We start from the raw sequence: 22726 nt of genomic DNA, 5'->3' as shown, positions 1-22726 counted from the left end.
AACATTTTTTCTTCGATTTTTTAGAAAGAAAGCATTATCTTTGCACTCGTTTTTATGGCAAAGTAGTATATAATAATGTATAAGAAATCATAGAATGGAAAAACTGAAAGATATCAGGGCGATAGCCTTCGATGCTGACGATACGCTCTGGGCATTGCAGAATTACTTTGAGGATGTAGAGCATGAATATTGCGAGCTTCTTTCTGCTTATGGCAAGGAGAAGGAGATTTCTGCAGCCCTCTTTGAAACGGAGAGCCGGAATATGGCAGACTTGGGATATGGCTGCAAGGCTTTCACCCTTTCGCTGGTAGAAAATGCCATCAGGGTGAGTCATGGCAAGGTGGAGGCGAATGTCATTGCTCAGATTCTGGATCTTGGCAAGAGTCTCCTGCATCTTGATGCCAAACCGCTGGAGGGTGTTGAGGCTACTCTTGCCCGCATCCGTGAAATGAGAACTGGGCAGGAGGATGGTTCTTCCGGTGAAAGAAGATACAGGCTGGCTGTCTTTACCAAGGGAGAACTGATGGACCAGGAGAATAAGTTGTGGCGTTCGGGGCTGCAGCGCTATTTTGATGTGGTAAGTATCGTGAGCGATAAGAAGCCCGAGGCTTATCGCCGTCTTTGCAGGGAGATGGAAGTGAAGCCCGAAGAGCTGCTCATGGTGGGCAACAGTTTTAAGAGCGATATTGCGCCGGCATTGAAAATCGGAGCCTCTGCCGTCCATATCCCTTTCCATACTACCTGGGCGCACGAAAAGATAGAGGAGTTTGAACATCCCAACCTCCGCCGTATCTCCCGCTTTGCGCAGCTGCTGGAAATTCTGTAGCAACATATAGAATGATTGTGAATGTCTTGTAAAAAGCTTAACAATTTATAGTAAGTATGAAAAAGCCCTTAAAGGAAAATATTTCTTTCCTTAAGGAAAAATAAATTTTCCCTTAAGGATAAAAATAAAAATCCTTAAGGGAAAATATCACATCTCTTCAATTCCCATTTTTCGGGCGTTTGAGAAAATAGAGATGAATGTTGAACTATATTTACATGGTTGTTCTTGTTCTTATGCTTCTTCTTCTGTTTCCTCATCTTTCAATGACTCCAGAATCTCTACGAAAGGACTGTGGAAGGTGCTGAAGAGATGGAGTATCTCCTTGCGCTGTTCCTCATCCTCATCCCAAAGGCTGATCTCGCCCTTCTGGTGAGCCTTGATGAGCTTGGCGCAGCGCTTGATCTTGCGCTTGTTGTTGCGAGCCTGCAACTGGTCGCCCTGGATAGGCTTCTGGCTTACATACGAGAAAGCTACAAGCTGGTTCATGAACATGTCGAACATCGGATCATCATGACTCCAGTCGCTGTCCTTCAGCCAGAACCACTGGAAGGCATACTTCTGCTCCATGGCAATGAGGCTCTGTCCCAGGGTATCGATGTCGATGCCCTTTGCCATCTGCTCCTTGATGAAGGCAACGAGACTTTCTGGGGTAATCTCCAGTTCCACCTCGTGGACGATGCTGCTGCCGGCAATGTTGATGCGCCAGCGGTAGTTCTTGTTCTTGATGAGGGCAGAATGGGCATTCATCATCAGCTCGCTCAATTTTCCCTCAGACGGAATCTGATCTACTACGGCAAGGCGCTGGCGCTGGTCGCGAACCACCAGCTGGGCATCCTCATGACGGAGCACGCAGATATAAACCAGTTTGTTGTCGTCTAACTGCAAGGTGAAGCGGTCGTTGTTGTCATCACCTACAAATTCATAGCGATACTCATCTACCTTGTCGTGAGCCACCTCCAGTTCATTGTGTACCTTGTTGCCCTCACTGTCGTAGAGCGAGAAGCCGATATATGGAATCTGAATATTGAGAGAGAAAGGATTTCCCTCTTCCGGAATCAGAGTGAGGCGCAAGCCTTCGTCACCGAAGTCTTCCTTCTTGCAGACGAAGCCATCGTCGGTCTTCTCCGCCTTTTCTACCTTCACGTCGCCATGGCGCCAGTAGATATCAAAAGTGATGGTGTTTTCGTCCTCGCTGGTCACCTGGATAAAATCATCGATGTCCTGTCCCAGATAGATAACCTTGGCAGGTTCATATACCTCGGTATCATCATCTTCCAGAGGTTTTACCCACATTTCTCCTGGCATTGGGTCATCTTCCCATTCGTCTTCTTCTGCGGCAGCAGTAGATTTGAAGACCAGGAAGATCATTCTCTGTTCCTCTCTGCTTCCGTCTTCCTTGCAAAGGAAAACCTTCGATTCCTTTGGGATGAAGAAAGGAGTAGATAGATACGGGTTCTTACATAATGCAGTGTATTCCACCTCTGTCCAGATTGGCAAGGTGTGTTTGTTCGTATTATTTGTCATATCTGTTTTTTTGTATTATCCTATTGATTGAACTAAATTTCAAAAACGGATGCAAAGATACAGAGAAAAGCAGACAATACAAAATTTTACGGCCATTTTTTGTTGTTTTTGCTTTAAAAGTTTGTGTTAAGGGAAAGCTTTTGCCCTTTACCTTTCCGCTACGCGCCGGTGACCGTTGGTTCAGGGCGTATGGTTTGAGCCCGTTGTAACCCAGGGTGATGCCCTGAGCTGGGAGCTTCTGCCTCTTCTGTGCGTATGGCGTACACACTTGTGAGAGTTCAGTTAATAATTAATAATTTCGGTGCCGAAACCATAATAAATTGTGGGAAATGACTGATTTCTCGATTTTTTTGTCTAATTTTGCACCTTGGTATAGAATGCCTTGGTTTGTAATGAGGCTCGGGGCAGGAGATACACATTATTTTATATATAAATTTAGGAAATAAAAAATTTAATAATAAGAATGAAGAAGAAAATTCAGTTCAGTCTCGTTTACCGAGACATGTGGCAGAGTTCTGGTAAGTTCCAGCCACGTAAGGATCAGTTGGCTAAGATTGCCCCAGTTATCATTGAGATGGGTTGCTTTAGCCGTGTAGAGACCAATGGTGGTGCTTTCGAGCAGGTTAACCTCCTCGCTGGTGAGAATCCTAATGATGCAGTTCGTGCATTCTGTAAGCCATTCAACGAGGTGGGCATCAAGACTCACATGCTCGACCGTGGATTGAACGCTCTTCGTATGTATCCTGTGCCAGACGATGTACGTGCCTTGATGTACAAGGTGAAGGCTAAGCAGGGTACCAACATCACCCGTATCTTCGATGGTTTGAACGATGTTCGTAACATCATTCCTTCTATCAAGTGGGCTAAGGAAGGTGGCATGACTCCACAGTGTGCACTCTGTATCACCAACTCTCCAGTACATACACTCGAATATTATATGAACATCGCCGACCAGCTCATCGCTGCCGGTGCTGAGGAAATCTGCTTGAAGGATATGGCTGGTATCGGTCAGCCTGCATTCCTCGGCAAGCTCACCAAGATGATCAAGGACAAGTATCCTGAGATCATCATCCAGTACCACGGTCACTCTGGTCCTGGTCTCTCTATGGCTTCTATCCTCGAGGTCTGCAACAATGGTGCCGACATCATCGATACAGCCATCGAGCCATTGTCATGGGGTAAGGTTCATCCAGACGTTATCTCTGTTATCAGCATGTTGAAGAACGAGGGCTTTGAGGTGCCTGAGATCAATATGAGCGCTTATATGAAGGCTCGTGCCATGACTCAGGAGTTCATCGACGAATGGCTCGGATATTTCATCAATCCAGGTAACAAGATCATGTCTTCATTGTTGCTCGGTTGCGGTCTCCCTGGCGGTATGATGGGTTCTATGATGGCAGACCTCGGCGGTATGCGTCAGACTATCAACAATATCCGCAAGAAGAAGGGTGAGGAAGAGTTGTCTATGGATGACCTCCTGATCAAGCTCTTCGACGAGGTAGAGTATGTATGGCCACGCGTAGGTTACCCTCCATTGGTAACACCATTCAGCCAGTATGTAAAGAATATCTCATTGATGAACCTCCTCACCATGGAGCAGGGCAAGGGCCGTTTCGTAATGATGGATGATTCTATGTGGGGTATGATCCTCGGTAAGAGTGGTAAGATTCCTGGAGAGATTGATCCAGAACTCGTAGAGCTTGCCAAGAAGCAGGGTCGTGAGTTTACAGATGTAGATGCTCACACATTGCTCAGCAACGCACTCGATGACTTCAAGAAGGAGATGGACGAGAACGGTTGGGAGTATGGTCAGGACGATGAGGAGCTCTTCGAACTCGCTATGCACCCAGAGCAGTATCGCAACTTCAAGAGCGGTCAGGCAAAGAAGAACTTCTTGGCTGACCTCCAGAAGGCAAAGGATGCCAAGCTCGGCAGCACCTTGACTCCTGCTCAGCTCGCAGAGTTCAAGCATGCCAAGGCTGATGCTATCGTAGCACCAGTAGCCGGTCAGATTTTCTGGGAGTTCCAGGGCGAGGGCGAGTGCCAGCCAGCTGTTGAGCCATTCATCGGTAAGGAGTACAAGGAAGGTGATGCCTTCTGCTACATCCTCGCTCCATGGGGTGAGTTTGAGACAGTTCCTGCCGCTTTGGGTGGTAAGCTCGTGGAAATCAATGCTAAGCAGGGCAGCAAGATCCGCAAGGGTGATGTCATCGCTTACATTGAGCGCAACGCTGAGTAAACATTGAATTTATGGATTATCAAGCAATTATTGATAAGTATTATCCTGAGGATACAGAGCTTCGCCGTATCCTCATCACACATAGTCAATCTGTAGCGCGAAAAGCGCTACAGATTGTTTCGTCTCATCCCGAACTGCATCTGGATGCCCGGTTTATAGAGGAAGCAGCCATGCTTCACGATATCGGAATCTTTCAGACCGATGCTCCTGGCATTCACTGTTTCGGTTCGCAGCCTTACATCTGTCATGGCCGACTGGGTGCCGAACTGCTGCGCAAGGAAGGATATGAGCGACATGCTCGGGTATGCGAGCGCCACACCGGTGCCGGCATTACGAAAGAGCAGATCGAGAAGCAGCAACTGCCACTGCCTCACCAGGATTTTCTGCCGGAAACCATGGAGGAGAAGGTAATCTGCTATGCTGACAAATTCTTCAGCAAGACTCATCTCGACAACGAAAAGAGTATCGAAAAGGCAGAGAAAAGTCTCGCTAAGTTTGGCGAGGAAGGAGTAAAGCGCTTCCAGGAATGGGAGCGGATGTTTGAAATAGGATAGAAGTTCAGTTGGGTGACTTCTTAACAATAATTTCTGAATGAGAAAACAATCAACTATAGCTGCACTGATGTTTGCTGCCATCTCTTGCATGATGGTGGCAAACCCGGGTATGCCTTCTAAAAAGAAAGACAAGAAGGCTCAGGTGGATTCTACTGCCGTGGCTGTGGGCGACTCCGTCTTTGTCGATTCGCTCGGCAATGAAATCATCAGTACGGAGACCGATACCACCCAGATGGACTCGCTGCAGAAGGCTATATGGAAACATAATAAGGTGGTGGATGACAGTATCCGACTCGACAGTATCAACAGAAAGAAGTCGGGAGGCATCGACGCACCTGTACAGTATCAGGCCGACGACTCGCTGGTATATGATGCCCACCACAAGGTGGCGCATCTCTATGGAAACTCGAACGTGAAGTACGAGAACATGGATCTTACCTCCGACCGCATCTCCATGGATCTGGACAAGAGCAATGTGAGAGCCAGCGGTACCAAGGACTCGATGGCTGAGGGAGGCATCAAGGGAAAACCGGTCTTCAAGATGGGCAATGATACCTATGATACCGATACCATCAAGTTCAACTTCAAGAGCAAGAAGGCCCTTATTAATAATGTATATACCGAGCAGCAGGATGGATTCCTCACCGGTATGAAGTCGAAGCGAGATTCTTCGGGTGTCGTCTATCTGCAGCATGGCAGATATACCACCTGCGATGATCCGCATCCCGACTTCTACATCTCGCTCTCCAGAGCCAAGGTGCGCCCGGGCAAGGATGTCATCTTCGGCCCCGCCTATCTCGTGGTCTGCGATGTGCCGATGCCGCTGGGTATCCCATACGGATTCTTCCCGTTCACCAAGAGCTACAGCAGCGGTTTCATCATGCCTACCTATGGTGATGAGAGCGACCGTGGTTTCTATCTCCGTGATGGTGGATATTATTTCGCCATCAGCGACAAGTGGGATCTGAAACTGCTGGGAGAAATCTACACCAAGGGTTCGTGGGGACTTTCTGCAGCCAGCAACTACCGCAAGCGATACAAGTATTCCGGTTCCTTCTACTTCAGTTACCAGGATACGCAGACGGGTGACAAGGGAATGCCTGACTTCACCAAGCATGAGAGTTTCAAGGTGCAGTGGAGTCACCGACAGGATTCCAAGGCAAATCCGTTCAGTTCGCTTTCGGCAAGCGTCAACTTCGCCACATCGAGCTATGAGCGCAACAACCTCAACTCGCTCTATAATCCTCAGACGATGACGCAGAGTACGAGAACCTCTTCCGTAAGCTGGAGCACCACTTTCTCGAGCATCGGAATGTCGCTCAGTTCTACGGCAAACCTTTCGCAGAATATGCGTGACTCATCCATAGCGATGACCTTGCCCGACCTGAACATCAGTATCTCCCGCTTCTATCCTTTCCGCAGAAAGAAGATGGTGGGTGATGAGAAATGGTACGAGAAGATAGCCATGAGCTATACCGGACATATCTCCAACAGTATCAATACCAAGGAGGATAAGCTGATGCACAGTTCGCTCATCAAGGACTGGCGAAACGGATGGCAGCATCAGATTCCGGTGAGTGCATCCTTCACCCTCTTCAAATATCTCAACGTGAATCCTTCGTTCAACTTCACCGACCGTATGTACACCAACAAGGTGGAGAAATCGTGGGATGCCACTGCGCAGAAAGAGGTTTGTGATACCACCTACGGATTCCACAACGTATATAACTGGAACATGAGCATAGGACTCTCTACCAAGCTTTACGGCTTCTGGATTCCTAACCGCAAGCTGTTCGGCAACAGGATAGACAGGATCCGCCACGTGATTACCCCGACGGTAAGCTTCAGCTATGCACCTGATTTCGGAGCATCGCATTACGGCTACTGGGATACTTATCAGAAGACTGATGCCGACGGCAATGTATCGCTGGTAAGTTATTCGCCATATCAGAATGCCCTCTACGGTGTGCCGGGCAAGGGCAAGAGTGGTAACATTTCCTTCACTCTGGGCAACAACCTGGAGATGAAATGGAGGGATAAGAACGACAGCTTGAAGAAGGTGAGCCTCATTGATGCGTTTGATGTGAGCATGAGCTACAACACCGCTGCCAAGGTGCGCCCTTGGAGTGATATGAACATCAACCTGCGACTGAAGTGGTGGAAGAACTATACCTTCAACATGAACGCCGTGTTTGCCACCTACGCCTACGAGATGGATGAGAACGGCAACGTATATGTCGGCAACCACACCGAGTGGGGCAAGGGTAGGTTCGGACGATTCCAGGGTATGTCGCAGAACTTCTCGTTCACCCTGAATCCTGAGAAACTGAAGAAACTCTTCGGCGGAGGCAGTGATGAGGACGACAAGGACAAGAACAAGCGCAAGGACGATGACGATGAAGGTATGGATACCGACATAGAGAGCAACGTGGACGACAGTATGGAGAAGGGAAAGACGGGAGCCAAGAAGAGTGGTGGCGGAAAAGCCAAGACCGATTCCGACGGCTATATGGCATTCAAGATGCCATGGTCGCTCACCTTCGGATATGGTGTCACCATGCGTGAGGATACCCGAAGAGAGAAGTTCAACGAGAAATCGATGAGATATCCATACAAGTTCACCCAGAACCTGAATATGAGCGGTAACGTTCGTATCAGCGACGGATGGAACATCAGCTTCTCTTCCGGTTATGATTTTGATAATCATAAGCTGAGTATGACCACTGCAAGTCTGGCCCGTGACCTGCACTGCTTCAACATGAGCTGTTCGGTAGTGCTGGCGCCATATACCAGCTATAACTTCACCTTCCGATGCAATGCAGCCACATTGACGGATGCCCTGAAGTATGACAAGCGAAGCGGTTATTCGAATGCTGTACAGTGGTATTAAGCCACCCGGAACGATATGAAATAGCAAGACGAGGATAGCAAGTATTGAAAAAATGCTGGCTATCCTCGTTTTTTATGACCCTATATTTGGATATGTCGATTTTTAATCGTATTTTTGTAGCGATTATCTGAAAATAAGTAATCAGACTAAATATAATATATAATGAACAAGAAAACCGTATCTATTTTAACCTTTATGATGCTGGGGGCACTTTCTGCCACCGCACAGCAGAAGACAGCATTGTCTTACTGGTTCGACACGCCTGTTACCCTGAAGGGACAGCAAGTTTGGTATGGAGGCCATCCTGAGAAATGGACGCACAAAAAGCCAATCTCGGCTGGTGATACCGCCCGCAATCCGGATTCGGATTGGGAGTCAAAGTCATTGCCGATAGGTAACGGAAGCATTGGTGCCAATATCCTGGGATCGGTTGAGGCCGAACGTATCACCCTGAACGAGAAGACGCTCTGGCGTGGCGGTCCGAACACCAAGAAGGGCGCTGCCTACTATTGGGATGTGAACAAGAATTCTGCCCATGTGATGCAGGAAATCAGAGATGCCTTTGCTGCCAACGACTGGGAGAAGGCTTCGCAGCTCACCCGCAAGAACTTCAACAGTCCGGTTCCATACGAGTCTTATGCCGAGGATCCATTCCGTTTCGGTAGCTTTACCACGATGGGCGAGGCGTATATCGAGACCGGACTGAGCACCGTGGGTATGTCGAAATATCGCCGTGCCCTGTCGCTCGATTCAGCTTTGGCTACCGTTTCTTTCGTCAAGGATGAAGTGAGCTATCAGCGTGAATATTTCATCTCTTATCCAGCCAATGTGATGGCTATCCGATATAAGGCTTCCCGTCCTGGTAAGCAGAATCTCGTATTCTCTTATGCGCCTAACCCTGTCTCTACAGGCAAGATGGTGGCTGACGGCAAGAACGGTCTGCTCTGGGATGCACGTCTCGATAACAACGATATGCAGTATGCCATCCGCATCCGTGCCATCAACAAGGGCGGTAGCCTTTCTAACGAAGGAGGAAAGCTGACCGTGAAGGGTGCCGACGAGGTGGTATTCCTCATTTCTGCCGATACCGATTACAAGGCAAACAATAACCCTGACTACAACGATCCTAAGACCTACGTGGGCGTGGATCCGCTGGCTACTACCCACGACTGGGTGAGCAAGGCAGAGGGCAAGGGCTATGCGCAGTTGCTCGATGAGCATTACAAGGATTACAGCCGTCTGTTCAATCGCGTGAGCCTGAATCTGAATGATGTGGATAACGCCAACGATATGCCTATTGATGAGCGCCTGGCTAACTACCGCAAGGGTGCTAAGGATTTCTATCTGGAGCAGCTCTACTATCAGTTTGGCCGCTATCTGCTCATTGCCTCTTCACGTCCTGGCAATATGCCTGCCAACCTGCAGGGTGTATGGCACAACAACGTGGATGGTCCTTGGCGTGTTGACTACCATAACAACATCAATCTCCAGATGAACTACTGGCCAGCCTGCACCACCAACCTGAGCGAGTGCGAGCTTCCGCTCTTCGACTTCATCCAGACACAGGTGAAGCCGGGTGAAAAGACAGCCAAGTCATATTATGGTACCCGTGGCTGGACCACATCTGTATCCAGCAACATCTTCGGTTTCACTTCTCCGCTGGCAAGCGAGGATATGTCTTGGAACTTCTCTCCATTTGCCGGTCCATGGTTGGCTACCCATCTCTGGGATTATTACGAATATACCCGCGATAAGAAGTTCCTGAGCGAGACAGCATACGATATCATCAAGGGAAGTGCTAATTTCGCAACAGATTATCTGTGGCATCGCAAGGATGGCGTCTATACAGCGGCTCCTTCTACCTCTCCGGAGCACGGACCTATAGACGAGGGTGCCACCTTCGCTCATGCCGTGATTCGTGAGATTCTGCTCGATGCCGTAGAGGCGAGCAAGATTCTGGGCAAGGATGCCAAGGATCGCAAGCAGTGGGAAGATGCCCTGAAGCACATTGCTCCTTATCAGATTGGCCGTTATGGTCAGTTGATGGAGTGGTCAAAGGATATAGATGATCCTAAGGATGAGCATCGCCATGTGAACCATCTCTTCGGTCTGCATCCGGGCCGCACCATTTCGCCTATCACCACTCCTGTGCTGGCGAAGGCTTCCAAGGTGGTATTGGAGCATCGTGGCGATGGTGCCACGGGATGGTCTATGGGTTGGAAGCTGAACCAGTGGGCTCGTCTGCACGATGGCAATCATGCCTACAAGCTTTATGGTAATCTTCTGAAGAATGGAACATTGGACAATCTCTGGGATACGCACGCTCCATTCCAGATAGACGGTAACTTTGGCGGTACAGCGGGTATCACCGAGATGCTGATGCAGAGTCACATGGGCTTTATCCATCTCCTGCCAGCCCTGCCAGATGCATGGCAGAAGGGGTCCATCAAGGGTCTCCGTGCCAAGGGCAACTTCACGGTGGATATCTATTGGGACAACGGCCGCCTTACCAAGGCTGTCATTCTCTCCGGCTCCGGCGAACCTTGTCAGGTAAGATATGGAGATAAGGTGAAGAAGATGAAGACCCAGAAGGGCAAGACCTATGAGGTTAGATTTTAATCAATAAAAAAATGTGGTTGATAAAACGGATTTGTTTTCCGTTTTGTCAACCACATTTTTTATGATTATTCGTTGAGATGCTTCAGCCTTCTCTTTGCCTCGGGATGGCTAGGATAGAGGGTGAGCGCCTTTCTGTAATTGGTGACAGCCGCTTCTTTCATTCCCTCCTTCTCGCACTCTTTACCCATAATTACATACTCCGTGGCTAGGCGCTTCAGGAATTTCTCCTGCTTCTTCTTTTCTTCATCCTTCTGCTTGATAACTTCACGCAACCGCTCGTTCTCTACCTGCAACTCATTCACCTTGTTCAGTTTCTTGCGGATGAAGCGCTTGGCTAGCGGATGCTCGATGTCGTAACGGCTGTGGATGGCGAGGAAGAAATTATCCAAGGCGGCTTGCATGTCACCCTTGTCATACGCTTTTACGGCATCGTGATACTGCCTGTCTGCCTTGCTCTGCGTCAACGCCGTGTTGATGGTATTCTGGTTGTTATACTGGCGGGCAAACTGCTTCACCTCGTTGCGCACGAATATCTCGCTGGGACGGATAGGCTCCTGCAGACTGATACCCTCCAGACTGGTGCATCTCGACAAAGCCACGTAAGTCTGACCACCTGCAAAGACGCCACCCGTAAAATCAATCTTCACCTGGTTGAAAGTTAAGCCCTGACTCTTGTGAACGGTAATCGCCCAGGCTAGTCGGATAGGGTATTGCTCGTATCTGCCAATCTCCTCCTCCTCAATCTTCTTTTCCACCTCATTGAAATGATAGCGCATGTTGCTCCAGGCGGCTGGTTCCACCATCACATCCTGTCCATTCTCCGTGCGTACATATATCTTGGCATCATCCTCATCATCGAACCCGATGATGGTGCCCAGGGTACCGTTCACCCATTGGTGCTCGATATCATTCTTGATAAAGATAATCTGTGCTCCGGTCTTCAGGTAAAGTTCGATAGGGGTAGGCAGACTGCTTTCCGGAAACTCGCCCTGGATATTGCCCCGGAAGAGTGTTGGCTCTCCTGGCAGGAGCTTGAGCTGGTTCTCGTTGATGAAATCTACGGTGTCGCGGCGGGTGGAGAGGGTGATGGCAAGCTTGGAATCACTCTCGTCGAGCTGGGCACCCACCCGCTGGTTGAGCAGTTGCAGGTCTTTCATCTGCGCCTGACTGGTTCGGATATGGTCTAGGATGCCGATGAAGACAGGGTCGCTCTGGCGATAAACTTTCTTGAGTTCGATGCTGACGAGCTGGAACTGCTGGAAGATCTTGGCATCGAAGAAGAAGCTGCTGCGATAGAAAGGATTCAGCAGTTTGCGGTCCTCCTCCTTCACCACCGGTTCCAACTGATAGATGTCGCCCACCAGCAGAAGTTGCTTTCCTCCGAACGGCTCCCTCATATTGCGGCAATACACACGCAGCACCTTGTCGATGAAATCGATGATGTCGGCACGCACCATACTGATCTCATCGATGATGATGAGTTCCACTTCACGGATAATCTTTATTTTCTCGGAATTATACTTCAATGTATTCCGGATGTTGCGCACGGAATACATACTGTCGTTGGGCAGCAGGGGGTGGAAGGGCAGTTTGAAGAAACTGTGCAGAGTGCTTCCGCCGGCATTGATGGCTGCGATGCCTGTAGGTGCCAGAACGATGTGTTTCTTCTTGGTATTGGCTGCGATGTACCGCAGAAAAGTAGATTTACCCGTCCCCGCCTTTCCGGTGAGGAAAAGCGAACGACGGGTAAACTGTATGATTTGGAGTGCATTCTGCAGCTCCGCATTGTCGAGATCAATCATATTTTATTTTTAAAGGTCGTCGAAGTTGACAGGCTGTTCTGTTGGCTTTGTCTTCTTCTTCTCTTTCTTTTCTTCTGTAGCTCCTGAAGCAGAAGATTCTCCTTCCGACTTGACTGCAGAAACCTCCTTGGTAATAGGATTGCCGTTTTCGTCGAGGATGATTTCCTCTGTGAATGCGGTGCTATCCACACGGGTGGTATCTACCTTTGGTTTTGGTGCATAGCTTGCGCAGATATACATATCTCGTGTAATGTCGCCATCCTGTGGCTTGTCGAACTTGGCGTGATACTGCTGGAAGGCAGGATCGCCGAATACAGACTGCATGAAGTAACCGCATATTGGCAATGCTGTTCGGGCACCCTGACCCAAGGCTCCGGTGCGGAAGTGGAGACAGCGGTATTCGCCGCCTACCCAGGCACCAACCACCAGTTTAGGACTTACACACATGAACCAGGCATCTGAGTGGTTGTTGGTCGTACCCGTCTTTCCGCCAAATTCAGTGTCACGGTAGTTGCCTACATATCCCCAGAGGCTCTGCGAAGTACCGCCCGGCTCCTTCATACCGCCCTGCAGCAACTGTTGCATCAGGAAGGCACTCTTGTAAGGAATTACCTGCTCCTCTGTAGAAGGACCTTCATATACCACCTTGCCGTCGTGGTCCACAATCTTGGTAACCAATACCGGGTCGTGGTGCTTACCATTGTTTGAAATAGTGCTGTATGCGCAAGCCATCTCAAGCAGGTTGACATCGCTGGAACCCAAGGCAAGGGCTGGTGTGTCATCCAGTGGACTGTTGATACCCATCTTCTGGGCGGTTTCGATGATGCGCTTGATGCCCATCTCCTGTCCCAGGCGTACTGCCACGGAGTTGATACTCTTGGCGAAGGCACTCTTCAATGGGATACTGTCACCCGAGAACGAACCGTTGGCGTTGGATGGTCTCCAAGTGGTCATCTCGTGCTTCTTCTTGTCATATACCTCCATCGAGATATATTCGTCGCGGCGCTTGTCGCAAGGAGTCAATCCCTGATTCATTGCTTCTGTATAGACGAAGAGCTTGAAGGTAGAACCCGGCTGGCGCTCGGCTGTTACCTTGTCATACTTCCAGTGGTCGAAGTCGATGTCGCCCACCCATGCCTTCACGGCTCCCGTCTGTGGCTCCATAGCTACGAAAGCACTGTGCATGAAGGTAGTCATATACTTGATACTATCTTCAGAAGTCATGTTGATAGTGATGCTTCCCTTGTCGTAATCGAATACCTTAACCGGGTGAACCCACTCCTTGTAATAGTAGTTCACTGAGTCTGGATTGTCTGGGAAACGAGCCACCAGGTCCTTGTAGAATGGCTGTCGCTCGGCGATGCCCTGGATGAAGTTTGGAATCACCTGGTGGTTCTCATCCTGCCAAGGTTCCTGTCCCATCCATTTTCCCTTTCCTGCCTGTGTGCGGCGGATGCTCCAGTGGTTGTTGAAGTTCTGCTGTACCTGCTTCATCTGCTTGCGGGCAGCCTCCTCGGCATACTTCTGCATGCGGGTATCTATGGTGGTGTAGATCGTCAGACCACTGGTGTAGAGATCGTAACCTTCCTCCTTGCACCAGTCTTTCAGGTAGTTGGCTACAGCCTCACGGAAGTATTTTGCCTGTCCGTCGTAGTTTTCCTCTACCTTGAAGTCGAGCTTGATAGGCTCAGTCTTCAGCTGGTCGTATTCTGCATGTGACAGATCGCCGTGTGTCACCATATTATATAATACGGTGTTGCGGCGTGCCAGACTGTTCTCCGGATTGGTACGTGGATTGTAATAGGTGGTAGCCTTCAGCATACCCACGAGTACGGCAGCCTGGTCGGTGGTCATCTCCTTTGGCGTAGTATTGAAGTAAGTCTTGGCGGCAGTCTTGATACCGTAAGAGTTACTGCCGAAATCCACGGTGTTGGCATACATGGTGATGATTTCCTTCTTCGAGAAAACCGTCTCCAGCTTCACGGCGATGATCCACTCCTTGCTCTTGATGATGAGCAGGCGTAGTACAGGCACCTTGCCGAGCAATCCCGTAGAATACTGCGAACGGACGCGGAACATATTCTTTGCCAGCTGCTGCGTAATGGTAGAAGCACCACGGCCATTGTGATGCAGGAGAGCATCCTTGGCAGCAGCGAAAACGCCGATAGGGTCGATACCGATATGCTTGTAGAAACGCTCATCCTCGGTATCTACCAGAGCCTTGAAGAAGGCAGGGTTCACCTCGTCGTATTCTACAGGAGTACGATTCTCATTGAAATACTTACCGATAAGCTTGCCATCGGCACTATAAATCAGGGAAGCCTCGGAAGTCTGAGGATTCAGAATACCTGAAAAATAACCAGGTGACTTACCGAAAAGCCATAAGAAGTTAATATCGACAGCACCTAAATAAAGGATAAAGGCGACAATACAACTTGCCAAGGCGATTACCGTCTTGGTGTACCACGCTCTTCCCTGATACAATGTCTTGTACCAAGGCCAAAAGGCGCAAAGCTTTTGCCATATCCAGGCAAAGATAGTCTTGACTTTGTTCATAATCGTTTTTCTGTTTTTGTCGGTGCAAAGGTACAATAATAATTTGAAAAACCATCAATCTTTGTGTTTTTATTTGTTATAAAGTCTCAATCGATGTATATGAAATGTTACAGGAACTTTATCGGATGTTTCATTCCGGCGGAAATCTTCTGTTTTTAACTTTTTTCACTATAAAAAAACTCTTAAAATGCTTGCTGAAACAAAAAATATTAGTACCTTTGCGCTCAGCAAAAATATATAAAAACTTAATATAAAACACAAGAATTATGGTAAGCAACAACATTCCACAAGTAAAGCTCGGTATTATTGCCGTTAGCCGTGACTGTTTTCCAATCGCGCTTTCTACTCAGCGCCGTGAGAACATCGTAAAAGAGTACAAAGGTGAGATTTTCAACTGTCAGACTACAGTTGAGAACGAGAAAGATATGCTCAAGGCTGTGGCTGAAGTGAAGGAGCAGGGTTGCAACGCCTTGGTTGTATTCCTTGGTAACTTCGGTCCTGAGACCCCTGAAACTTTGATTGCAAAGAACTTCGACGGTCCTGTTATGTTCGTAGCAGCTGCTGAAGGTGACGGCGACATGATCAATGGTCGTGGTGATGCATACTGCGGTATGCTCAACTGCTCTTACAACCTCGGTATGCGTCATTTGAAGGGTTACATCCCTGAGTACCCTGTTGGTACAGCAGAGGAAGTAGCTAAGATGATTGCAGACTTCGTACCAGTAGCTCGCGTCATCCTCGGTTTGAAGGGCTTGAAGATTATCACATTCGGTCCACGTCCTCAGGACTTCTTCGCTTGCAACGCTCCAATCAAGGGCTTGTACGAACTGGGTGTAGAGATTGAGGAGAACTCAGAGCTCGACCTCCTCGTAGCTTATAAGGAGCACGCGAACGATCCACGTATCGACGAGGTTTGCGCTGATATGGCCAAGGAGATGGGCGAAGGCTGCTACTATCCTGATCTCAGCCGCAGAATGGCGCAGTTTGAGTTGACATTGCTCGATTGGGCTGAGGCTCACAAGGGTTCTCGCCAGTATGTAGCATTCGCTGACAAGTGCTGGCCTGCATTCCCAAGCCAGTTCGGTTTCGAGCCTTGCTATGTAAACAGCCGTCTCGTTAGCCGCGGTATTCCTGTAGCTTGCGAGGTTGATGTCTATGGTGCATTGTCTGAGTACATCGGTATGTGTGCTTCTGACGATACCGTTACATTGCTCGATATCAACAACTCTGTTCCTCGGTATATCTATGATGAGGACATCAAGGGCAAGTACGATTATAAGTTGACTGATACCTTCATGGGCTTCCACTGCGGTAACACTCCACAGTGCAAGATGTGCTCAAGCCGTAAGATTAAGTATCAGCTCATCCAGAACCGTTTGTTGGAGAATGGTTGTAAACCAGACTTCACCCGTGGTACTTTGGAGGGTGATATCGCAGCTTCTGACATCACATTCTACCGTCTGCAGTGCGATTCAGAGGGCAACCTCCGCAGCTACATCGCAGAGGGTGAGGTTCTCGATGTTCCTACCCGTTCATTCGGTGGTATCGGTATCTTCGCCATCAACGAGATGGGCCGCTTCTATCGTCACGTATTGATTCAGAAGGGTTATCCACACCACGGAGCCGTAGCATTCTCTCATGTAGGCAAGACCTTGTTCGAGGTATTCAAGTATCTTGGCATCAAGGATATCGCTTACAACCAGCCAGCTAGCTTGCCTTACCCAACCGAGAATCCTTGGAAGTAAGATAAAAATTATATGAAATAATGAAGGCGATTGCTTTTCCGCAAAGGGGATAGCAATCGCCTTTTTGTTTCTAAGAACCCCCGCCACTAAAAGAAACGGCAATTTTGAACATTTTGTGATATTTTGTGAATAGTGATAATCGACAGAAAAGCAGTATCTTTGCACCAGACATCAATCATATTGTATATTATAAGAAACATATTAAAAATGAACAAGAAAAAGATATTGTGTTTTTGTCTGGCTCTCGGGGCTTTTTCTGCAATGATGGCGCAGGAAACTCTGTCGCTGAGCCAGTGCCTGCAGATGGCGGTGGAGAATAACCTGTCGCTGCAGAAAAGCAGGAACGAGATTGCAAAGGGAAAGTATTCCATCAGCGAGAACCAGGCGAAGTTGCTGCCGCAGATCAACGCCGTGGCACAGTTGAACGATAACTTCACGCCTCCCGTTTCCGTGACTGACGGTTCTGCCTACGGCAAGCCTTACAATGTTACCAAAACCCTGCAGTATAATGCTTCAGCAGGCTTGCAACTCCAGATGCCGCTTTACAACCAGATGGTGAATACTGCCATCGACATTGCCAAGATAGCAGACCATCTCAACCAGCTCTCTTACGAGAAGGCGCGCGAAGACCTCATCGTGCAGACTGCCAAGATGTATTACATGGCGCAGAATACGGCTGAGCAGATCCGACTGGTGAATGACAACATCAAGCGCCTGGAAGAACTCTATGGCATCACCCAGGCTTTCTACGACAATCAGATGACCCTGGAAGTGGATGTGAAGCGAGTGAAACTCAACATCGAGAATCTCACCGTGCAGCGCGATAACGCCATCGCCATGCTCGATCAGCAATATACCATGCTCAAATATGTGATAGATTATCCTGCAGAAAAGCAAATCAAGGTAACGGAGGTGAATCCGGGAGAGATAGAGACGGTGAATGCCAACGGATTGAACACCAATCTCTACGAACTCCAGCTCCTGGAGAAGAGAAAGGAACTTGCCCAGAAGCAGACCAAGTTAGCCAAGGATGGCTATCTGCCTTCGGTGAGCCTTACCGGTAGCCTGATGTATTCTGCCTTCACCGATAAGATAGAACATTGGATTCATTCGGGCGAATCAAACCACTGGTATGGTTCCAACGGCATCGGCATCCAGCTGAGAGTGCCAGTCTTTGATGGTTTCGAGAAGCGTTCTAAGATAAGACGTGCCAAAGTGGAGGAGGAGAATGCCCGCATTGGATATGAGGATGCACTCAAGGGAATGCAGGCAGACTATATGAACGCCGTGAGCGAGGTGAACAACAGCCAGCGCAACTACAAGAAGCAGTTTGACAACTATACCCTGGCGCAGGATGTATATAATGTGACTGCCGACCAATACAAGGAGGGGGTAGGTTCCATGACCGCCGTTCTCCAGGATGAGATGCGCATGAGCGAGGCAATGAACAATTATCTTACCGCCTATTATAAATATAAGGTGGCAAACCTCTCGCTCCTGAAACTCACAGGACAATTGGAACTGGTAAAATAACAAAGGAATCATAAAGAAACAAATAATCAGAATAAAACAATGGAACAGAACGAAAATAACAAGATAGAAACAGCTCGTGAGGAAAATGCAGAAGCTACTCAGATGTCTCACGAGGATAATGCAGCAACCACTCAGATGTCTCACGAAGAAATGCAGAAGAAATTGAAGAAGCAGCGCATCCGCCAGATCATCGCCAGTCTCATCGGCGTAGCCATCCTCGTCTTCGGACTCTGGAAGATTGTCTGTCTCTTCCTGGATTATAATGCCAACGAAACCAGCAACGATGCCCAGGTAGAGCAGTATATCTCTCCTGTCAACCTCCGCGCATCGGGCTATATTGCCAAGGTTTGTTTCAAGGAGCACGAGGAGGTTCATAAGGGTGATACCCTTCTTATCCTTGACGACCGTGAGTATCGCATCCGCCTGATGGAGGCTGAGGCGGCTCTGAAGGATGCCAAGGCTGGAGCCAACGTCATTGATGCTACCCAGCAGACCACCCAGACTTCGGCTACCGTCTATTCTGCATCCATCGATGAAATTGAGGTGCGCCTTGCCAAACTTGCCAAAGACTGCGAGCGCTATCGTAACCTGGTAGAGAAGAAGGCTGCTACACCAATCCAGTTGGAGCAGCTCGAAGTGGAATATGCGGCTACCAAGAAGAAACTGGAGTCGGTAAAGCGACAGCAGGCTGCTGCCTATAAGGGCGTGAACGAGGTGGTTACCCGCAAGCAGAATGTGACAGCTGCCATCGAACGTGCTGAGGCTGCGGTGGAGATGGCGAAGCTGAACCTCTCTTATTGTGTGGTTGTAGCGCCATGCGATGGTAAGTTGGGTCGCCGCTCTATCGAAGAGGGACAGATGGTGAACGCTGGAACCACCATCACCTATATCCTGCCTAATGCCCAGAAGTGGGTTATCGCCAACTATAAGGAAACTCAGGTAGAGAATCTCTATGTGGGTCAAAAGGTACGCATGACAGTAGATGCCATCAGCAACAAGGAGTTTGAGGGCACCGTTACCGCTATCTCCGGAGCAACCGGTTCCAAGTATTCTCTTGTTCCTACCGATAACTCAGCTGGTAACTTCGTGAAGATTCAGCAGCGTGTGCCTGTAAGAATCGACTTCACTAACCTCAGCAAGGAAGACAATGCCCGCCTGGCAGCCGGTATGATGGTGATTGTGAAGGCTGAGAGAAATAAAAAGTAGCTTGAAGGAAATGAAGTAATATATGGAAGAAGAATATAAGAATTATCCGTTCTATGACTGGGTGCCGAAACCGCTTGGCATCATCTTCATGATCATCCTCTTCGTGCCGATGATTACGATGAGTGGTGTCTATTCCGCCAACAGCGGAGAGATGATGAGCGGACTGGGCATCCAGTCGGAATACATCGCCTTTGCGGGCTTCTGCACGTCGATAGGAATGGCGGCTTTCTCGCCGTTCTTCTACGAACTGGTGTGCATCCGGAGAGAGAAGATGATGTGTATCGTGGGATTCTCCATACTCTTTTTGCTCAGTTTCGTCTGCGCCCAGACCGATTCACTGTTCATCCTCGGACTGTGCAGTCTGCTGATGGGCTTTGTCCGACAGACGCTTCTGATGGCGCATCTCTTTGTACTCATCCGATATGGTTTCGGTATTGAGGCAACGAAGAATATCACGCCGGGTTGCGAGCCTACCACCGAGGAGGCTTGGGATGCGATGGATTCAGAAAAGATGGTTTCCCAGCCGGTTATCTATCTTTTCTTCATGATCATCGGACAGTTGGGCACCTGGCTCACGGCTTGGCTTGCCTATGCCTACGAGTGGCAGTATGTGTATCATTTCATGATGGCATTCATGCTGGCGGGCATTATCATCGTGTTCTTCACCATGCCTTATCATAAGTATCCGATGCCGAAGTTCCCGATTACGATGTCGAAGTTTGGCAATGTCACGGTGTTCAGCATCATGCTCTGTTCGTTTGCCTATGTGATGGTGTTCGGCAAGACGCTGGACTGGTTTGATGATCCTACCATCCGTATTTCTACAGTGGTCTGTCTCATCTTCACCGCCCTATTTATCTATCTGGAGAAGACCCGCCGTTCACCTTATTTTATCATGGAGGTGTTCCAGCTCAGGGTTGTCAATTACGGCATCATGCTGTTCTTCCTTCTGATGGTCTGCAACTCCAGCGCCATGTTTGTGAACGTATTCACCAATGTGGGAATGAAGATAGACAACTGGCAGAATGCCACTCTGGGCAACTGGGTGATGGTGGGATATACCGTGGGTTTGATTTTTGCGATCATCGCCAGAGCTAAGAATGTTCATCTGAAGTGGATGTACTGTCTGGGCTTCCTCTTTATCGGAGGCTACGCCCTCTTTATGTATTTCGAGGTGCAGAACGACGGTATGTATGAACGCATGAAATGGCCTATCATCATCCGTTCTACGGGAATGATGCTGCTCTATTCGCTCATCTCCACGATAGCCAATCAGCGCATGCCTTACCGCTTCATGTCCACCTGGGTCTGCATCATGCTCACCGTCCGTATGGTCATCGCCCCCTGCATCGGTTCGGCGCTCTACACCAATGTGCTTCAGCATCGCCAGCAGTATTACGTCACCCGCTTTGCACAGGATTACGACCGTACCAGCTTGGAGACGGCAAAGACCTATGACCAGACGGTAAGAGGCATGCAGTATCAGGGCAAGACGGAGACCGAGGCGCAGAACATGGCTGCCATGAGTGTGAAGGCAAAGGTACAGGTTCAGGCCACGCTGGTATCCATCAAGGAGATGGCAGGCTGGACCTTCTATGGTTGTCTGATTTGTGCTGGCTTGATGCTCGTGATACCTTGGCGCAAGCGCAACATCAAGGAGCTGACCCGTGAGTATCTGCTGAAGAATGTGAATGTGAAAAACCTGGGAAGAAGATAAAGGCAAGAAAGCCATCAACTCTTCTGGGTATTCGGCAAGAATCCTGCTATGATGCCGAGCAATGGCAGGAAGGCACTCACCTGGAAGATAAACTCAATACTGGTCTTGTCAGCTAACCAGCCGAAGAACGCTGAGCCAAGTCCTCCCAGTCCGAACATCAGGCCGAAGAAAATGCCTGCTATCAATCCCACTTTATCTGGCATCAGGTCAGTGGCATATACCACGATGGAAGAGAATGCCGAGGCGATGATTAAGCCAGAAAGGAAGGTACAGATGATGGTCCATGTGAAGTTCACAAAAGGCATGGCGATGGCAAAGGGTGCTGCTCCCAGAATGGAGAACCAGATGACATACTTTCTGCCAAACTTGTCACCCAGCATTCCTCCTGCCACCGTACCTATGGCAAAGGCGGCAAGGAATACGAAGAGGCACAGCTGCGAGGTCTGTACCGATACGCCGAACTTATCCATCAGAAAGAAGGTGAAGTAACTCGTAATGCATGCCGTATAGAAATACTTGGAGAACACGAGCATGATGAGGATGAACAGAGCCCAATACTTCACCCTTTTAGAGATATGGGTATTAAGAATGGGCTGTTTCTGAGGATGGTTCACCACGTAAGCCAGTCGTGCCTTATACCAGACTCCCAATCTTACCATGATGATGGCGGCAATCAGGGCTGCAAGGGCAAACCAGGAGATGGCATGCTGGCCGAAAGGCAGGATGATGATGGCTGCAAGCAAAGGTCCTATTGCAGATCCTCCATTGCCACCCACCTGGAAGATGGATTGTGCCAGACTCTTCTTGCCTCCCGATGCCATCTGGGCCACTCTCGATGCTGTGGGATGAAACACGGACGAACCCAGGCCGACAACGCTCACTGCCAGGAGAATCAGGAAATAATTCTCGGCGAAAGCCAGCAGGAGCAGGCCCACCAACGTGAAGCACATGCCGATGGAGAGGGCATAGGGACGGGGATGCTTATCGGCATAAAGTCCTGTGAAAGGTTGCAGGATGGAAGATGTCATCTGGAAGACCAGTGTGATGATACCAATCTGTGCAAACGAGAAGTCGAACTTATCCTTCACAATCGGATAGATGGAAGGGATAATCGACTGAATCATATCGTTCAGGAAATGGGAAATGCTACAGATGATGAGCATGGAATACACCGTACCCTCTACCATCGTAGGATTTCCCTTGATTTTACTGCCTATTGACTTGATGTTCATTTCTTTTATTTTTTTATCTTTTTTATTTTCTTATTTGAAAATCAACATTTTATGTTGTTTTTATTCAGTCAGATACGATTGAGTAGTGCCTTATATTGTACATTTCCTGCAAAGGTAATAAATATTTCTAGATTACGCAAGAAAAAGTGCAATATAATGTTCTTTTTTTAAAAATTATAAGTTCATGGTCTTTGATCCGGAAGCGCTGTAACTACTCAGCACCCCTATGGGCATGAGTAATCGTCTTACTGTTGTACTACAGCAAGAATTGCATTGAATTTAG

Annotated in this window: 13 protein-coding genes; 9 read left to right on the top strand and 4 right to left on the bottom strand. The window is 48.7% G+C overall.

The features are described 5' to 3' along the window. The first annotated feature begins 94 nt into the window (after window positions 1-94). Window positions 95-826: an HAD family hydrolase gene (locus AAAT87_RS05175; protein WP_296972817.1), complete on the top strand. Its 732-nt coding sequence runs from the start codon at window positions 95-97 to the stop codon at window positions 824-826. 231 nt (window positions 827-1057) lie between these two features. On the opposite strand, the gene AAAT87_RS05170 is transcribed toward AAAT87_RS05175, so the two are convergent. Then, on the bottom strand, window positions 1058-2350 hold the full coding sequence (locus AAAT87_RS05170; RefSeq protein WP_349225824.1) for a hypothetical protein: 1293 nt from the start codon (window positions 2348-2350) through the stop codon (window positions 1058-1060). Window positions 2351-2813: 463 nt separating this feature from the next. Here AAAT87_RS05170 and AAAT87_RS05165 point away from each other — a divergent pair, with 463 nt between their 5' ends. The 4 genes from AAAT87_RS05165 (at window position 2814) to AAAT87_RS05150 (ending at window position 10652) form a co-directional block, all read left to right on the top strand. Continuing rightward, the gene (locus tag AAAT87_RS05165) at window positions 2814-4589 is read left to right on the top strand and encodes an oxaloacetate decarboxylase (RefSeq protein ID WP_119250185.1); all 1776 of its coding nucleotides are present in this window, start codon (window positions 2814-2816) and stop codon (window positions 4587-4589) included. An 11-nt stretch (window positions 4590-4600) separates the two neighbouring features. Then, on the top strand, window positions 4601-5143 hold the full coding sequence (locus AAAT87_RS05160) for an HDIG domain-containing metalloprotein (RefSeq protein WP_349225823.1): 543 nt from the start codon (window positions 4601-4603) through the stop codon (window positions 5141-5143). Window positions 5144-5180: 37 nt separating this feature from the next. Beyond that, entirely contained in the window at window positions 5181-8033 is a 2853-nt protein-coding gene (locus AAAT87_RS05155; RefSeq protein WP_349225822.1) for a putative LPS assembly protein LptD, read from the top strand. Window positions 8034-8228: 195 nt separating this feature from the next. After that, on the top strand, window positions 8229-10652 hold the full coding sequence (locus tag AAAT87_RS05150; RefSeq protein ID WP_295024114.1) for a glycosyl hydrolase family 95 catalytic domain-containing protein: 2424 nt from the start codon (window positions 8229-8231) through the stop codon (window positions 10650-10652). A gap of 65 nt (window positions 10653-10717) precedes the next feature. Here the strand turns inward: AAAT87_RS05150 and AAAT87_RS05145 are convergent, their stop codons facing one another. Together AAAT87_RS05145 and AAAT87_RS05140 are read right to left on the bottom strand one after the other, a co-directional pair. Beyond that, window positions 10718-12454 carry an AAA family ATPase gene (locus AAAT87_RS05145; protein WP_349225821.1) on the bottom strand — a complete coding sequence of 579 codons (1737 nt, stop codon included), beginning with the start codon at window positions 12452-12454 and terminating at the stop codon, window positions 10718-10720. Window positions 12455-12463: 9 nt separating this feature from the next. Further along, window positions 12464-15010 carry a transglycosylase domain-containing protein gene (locus tag AAAT87_RS05140; RefSeq protein WP_349225820.1) on the bottom strand — a complete coding sequence of 849 codons (2547 nt, stop codon included), beginning with the start codon at window positions 15008-15010 and terminating at the stop codon, window positions 12464-12466. A gap of 266 nt (window positions 15011-15276) precedes the next feature. Between AAAT87_RS05140 and AAAT87_RS05135 the strand changes: the two genes are divergently transcribed. From AAAT87_RS05135 to AAAT87_RS05120, 4 genes are all read left to right on the top strand, one after another. After that, window positions 15277-16755 (top strand): L-fucose/L-arabinose isomerase family protein, encoded by a 1479-nt coding sequence (locus AAAT87_RS05135; protein WP_349225819.1) that lies wholly within the window; start codon window positions 15277-15279, stop codon window positions 16753-16755. Between the two features lie 207 nt (window positions 16756-16962). After that, window positions 16963-18288 (top strand): TolC family protein, encoded by a 1326-nt coding sequence (locus AAAT87_RS05130; RefSeq protein ID WP_296972822.1) that lies wholly within the window; start codon window positions 16963-16965, stop codon window positions 18286-18288. Between the two features lie 135 nt (window positions 18289-18423). Continuing rightward, window positions 18424-19494: an HlyD family secretion protein gene (locus AAAT87_RS05125; RefSeq protein ID WP_428848560.1), complete on the top strand. Its 1071-nt coding sequence runs from the start codon at window positions 18424-18426 to the stop codon at window positions 19492-19494. A 22-nt stretch (window positions 19495-19516) separates the two neighbouring features. Continuing rightward, on the top strand, window positions 19517-21211 hold the full coding sequence (locus tag AAAT87_RS05120) for an MFS transporter (protein WP_349225818.1): 1695 nt from the start codon (window positions 19517-19519) through the stop codon (window positions 21209-21211). Window positions 21212-21225: 14 nt separating this feature from the next. Here AAAT87_RS05120 and AAAT87_RS05115 read toward each other — a convergent pair whose 3' ends face one another. Next, window positions 21226-22443, bottom strand: a complete 1218-nt coding sequence (locus AAAT87_RS05115; protein ID WP_349225817.1) for an MFS transporter — start codon at window positions 22441-22443, stop codon at window positions 21226-21228. Window positions 22444-22726 lie beyond the last annotated feature (283 nt).

The organism is Segatella sinensis, from assembly GCF_040095255.1.
Classification (GTDB): Bacteria; Bacteroidota; Bacteroidia; order Bacteroidales; family Bacteroidaceae; genus Prevotella; species Prevotella sinensis.
Note: the sequence above shows the minus strand (reverse complement) of the source record. Positions and strands in the feature narration are given on the sequence as shown.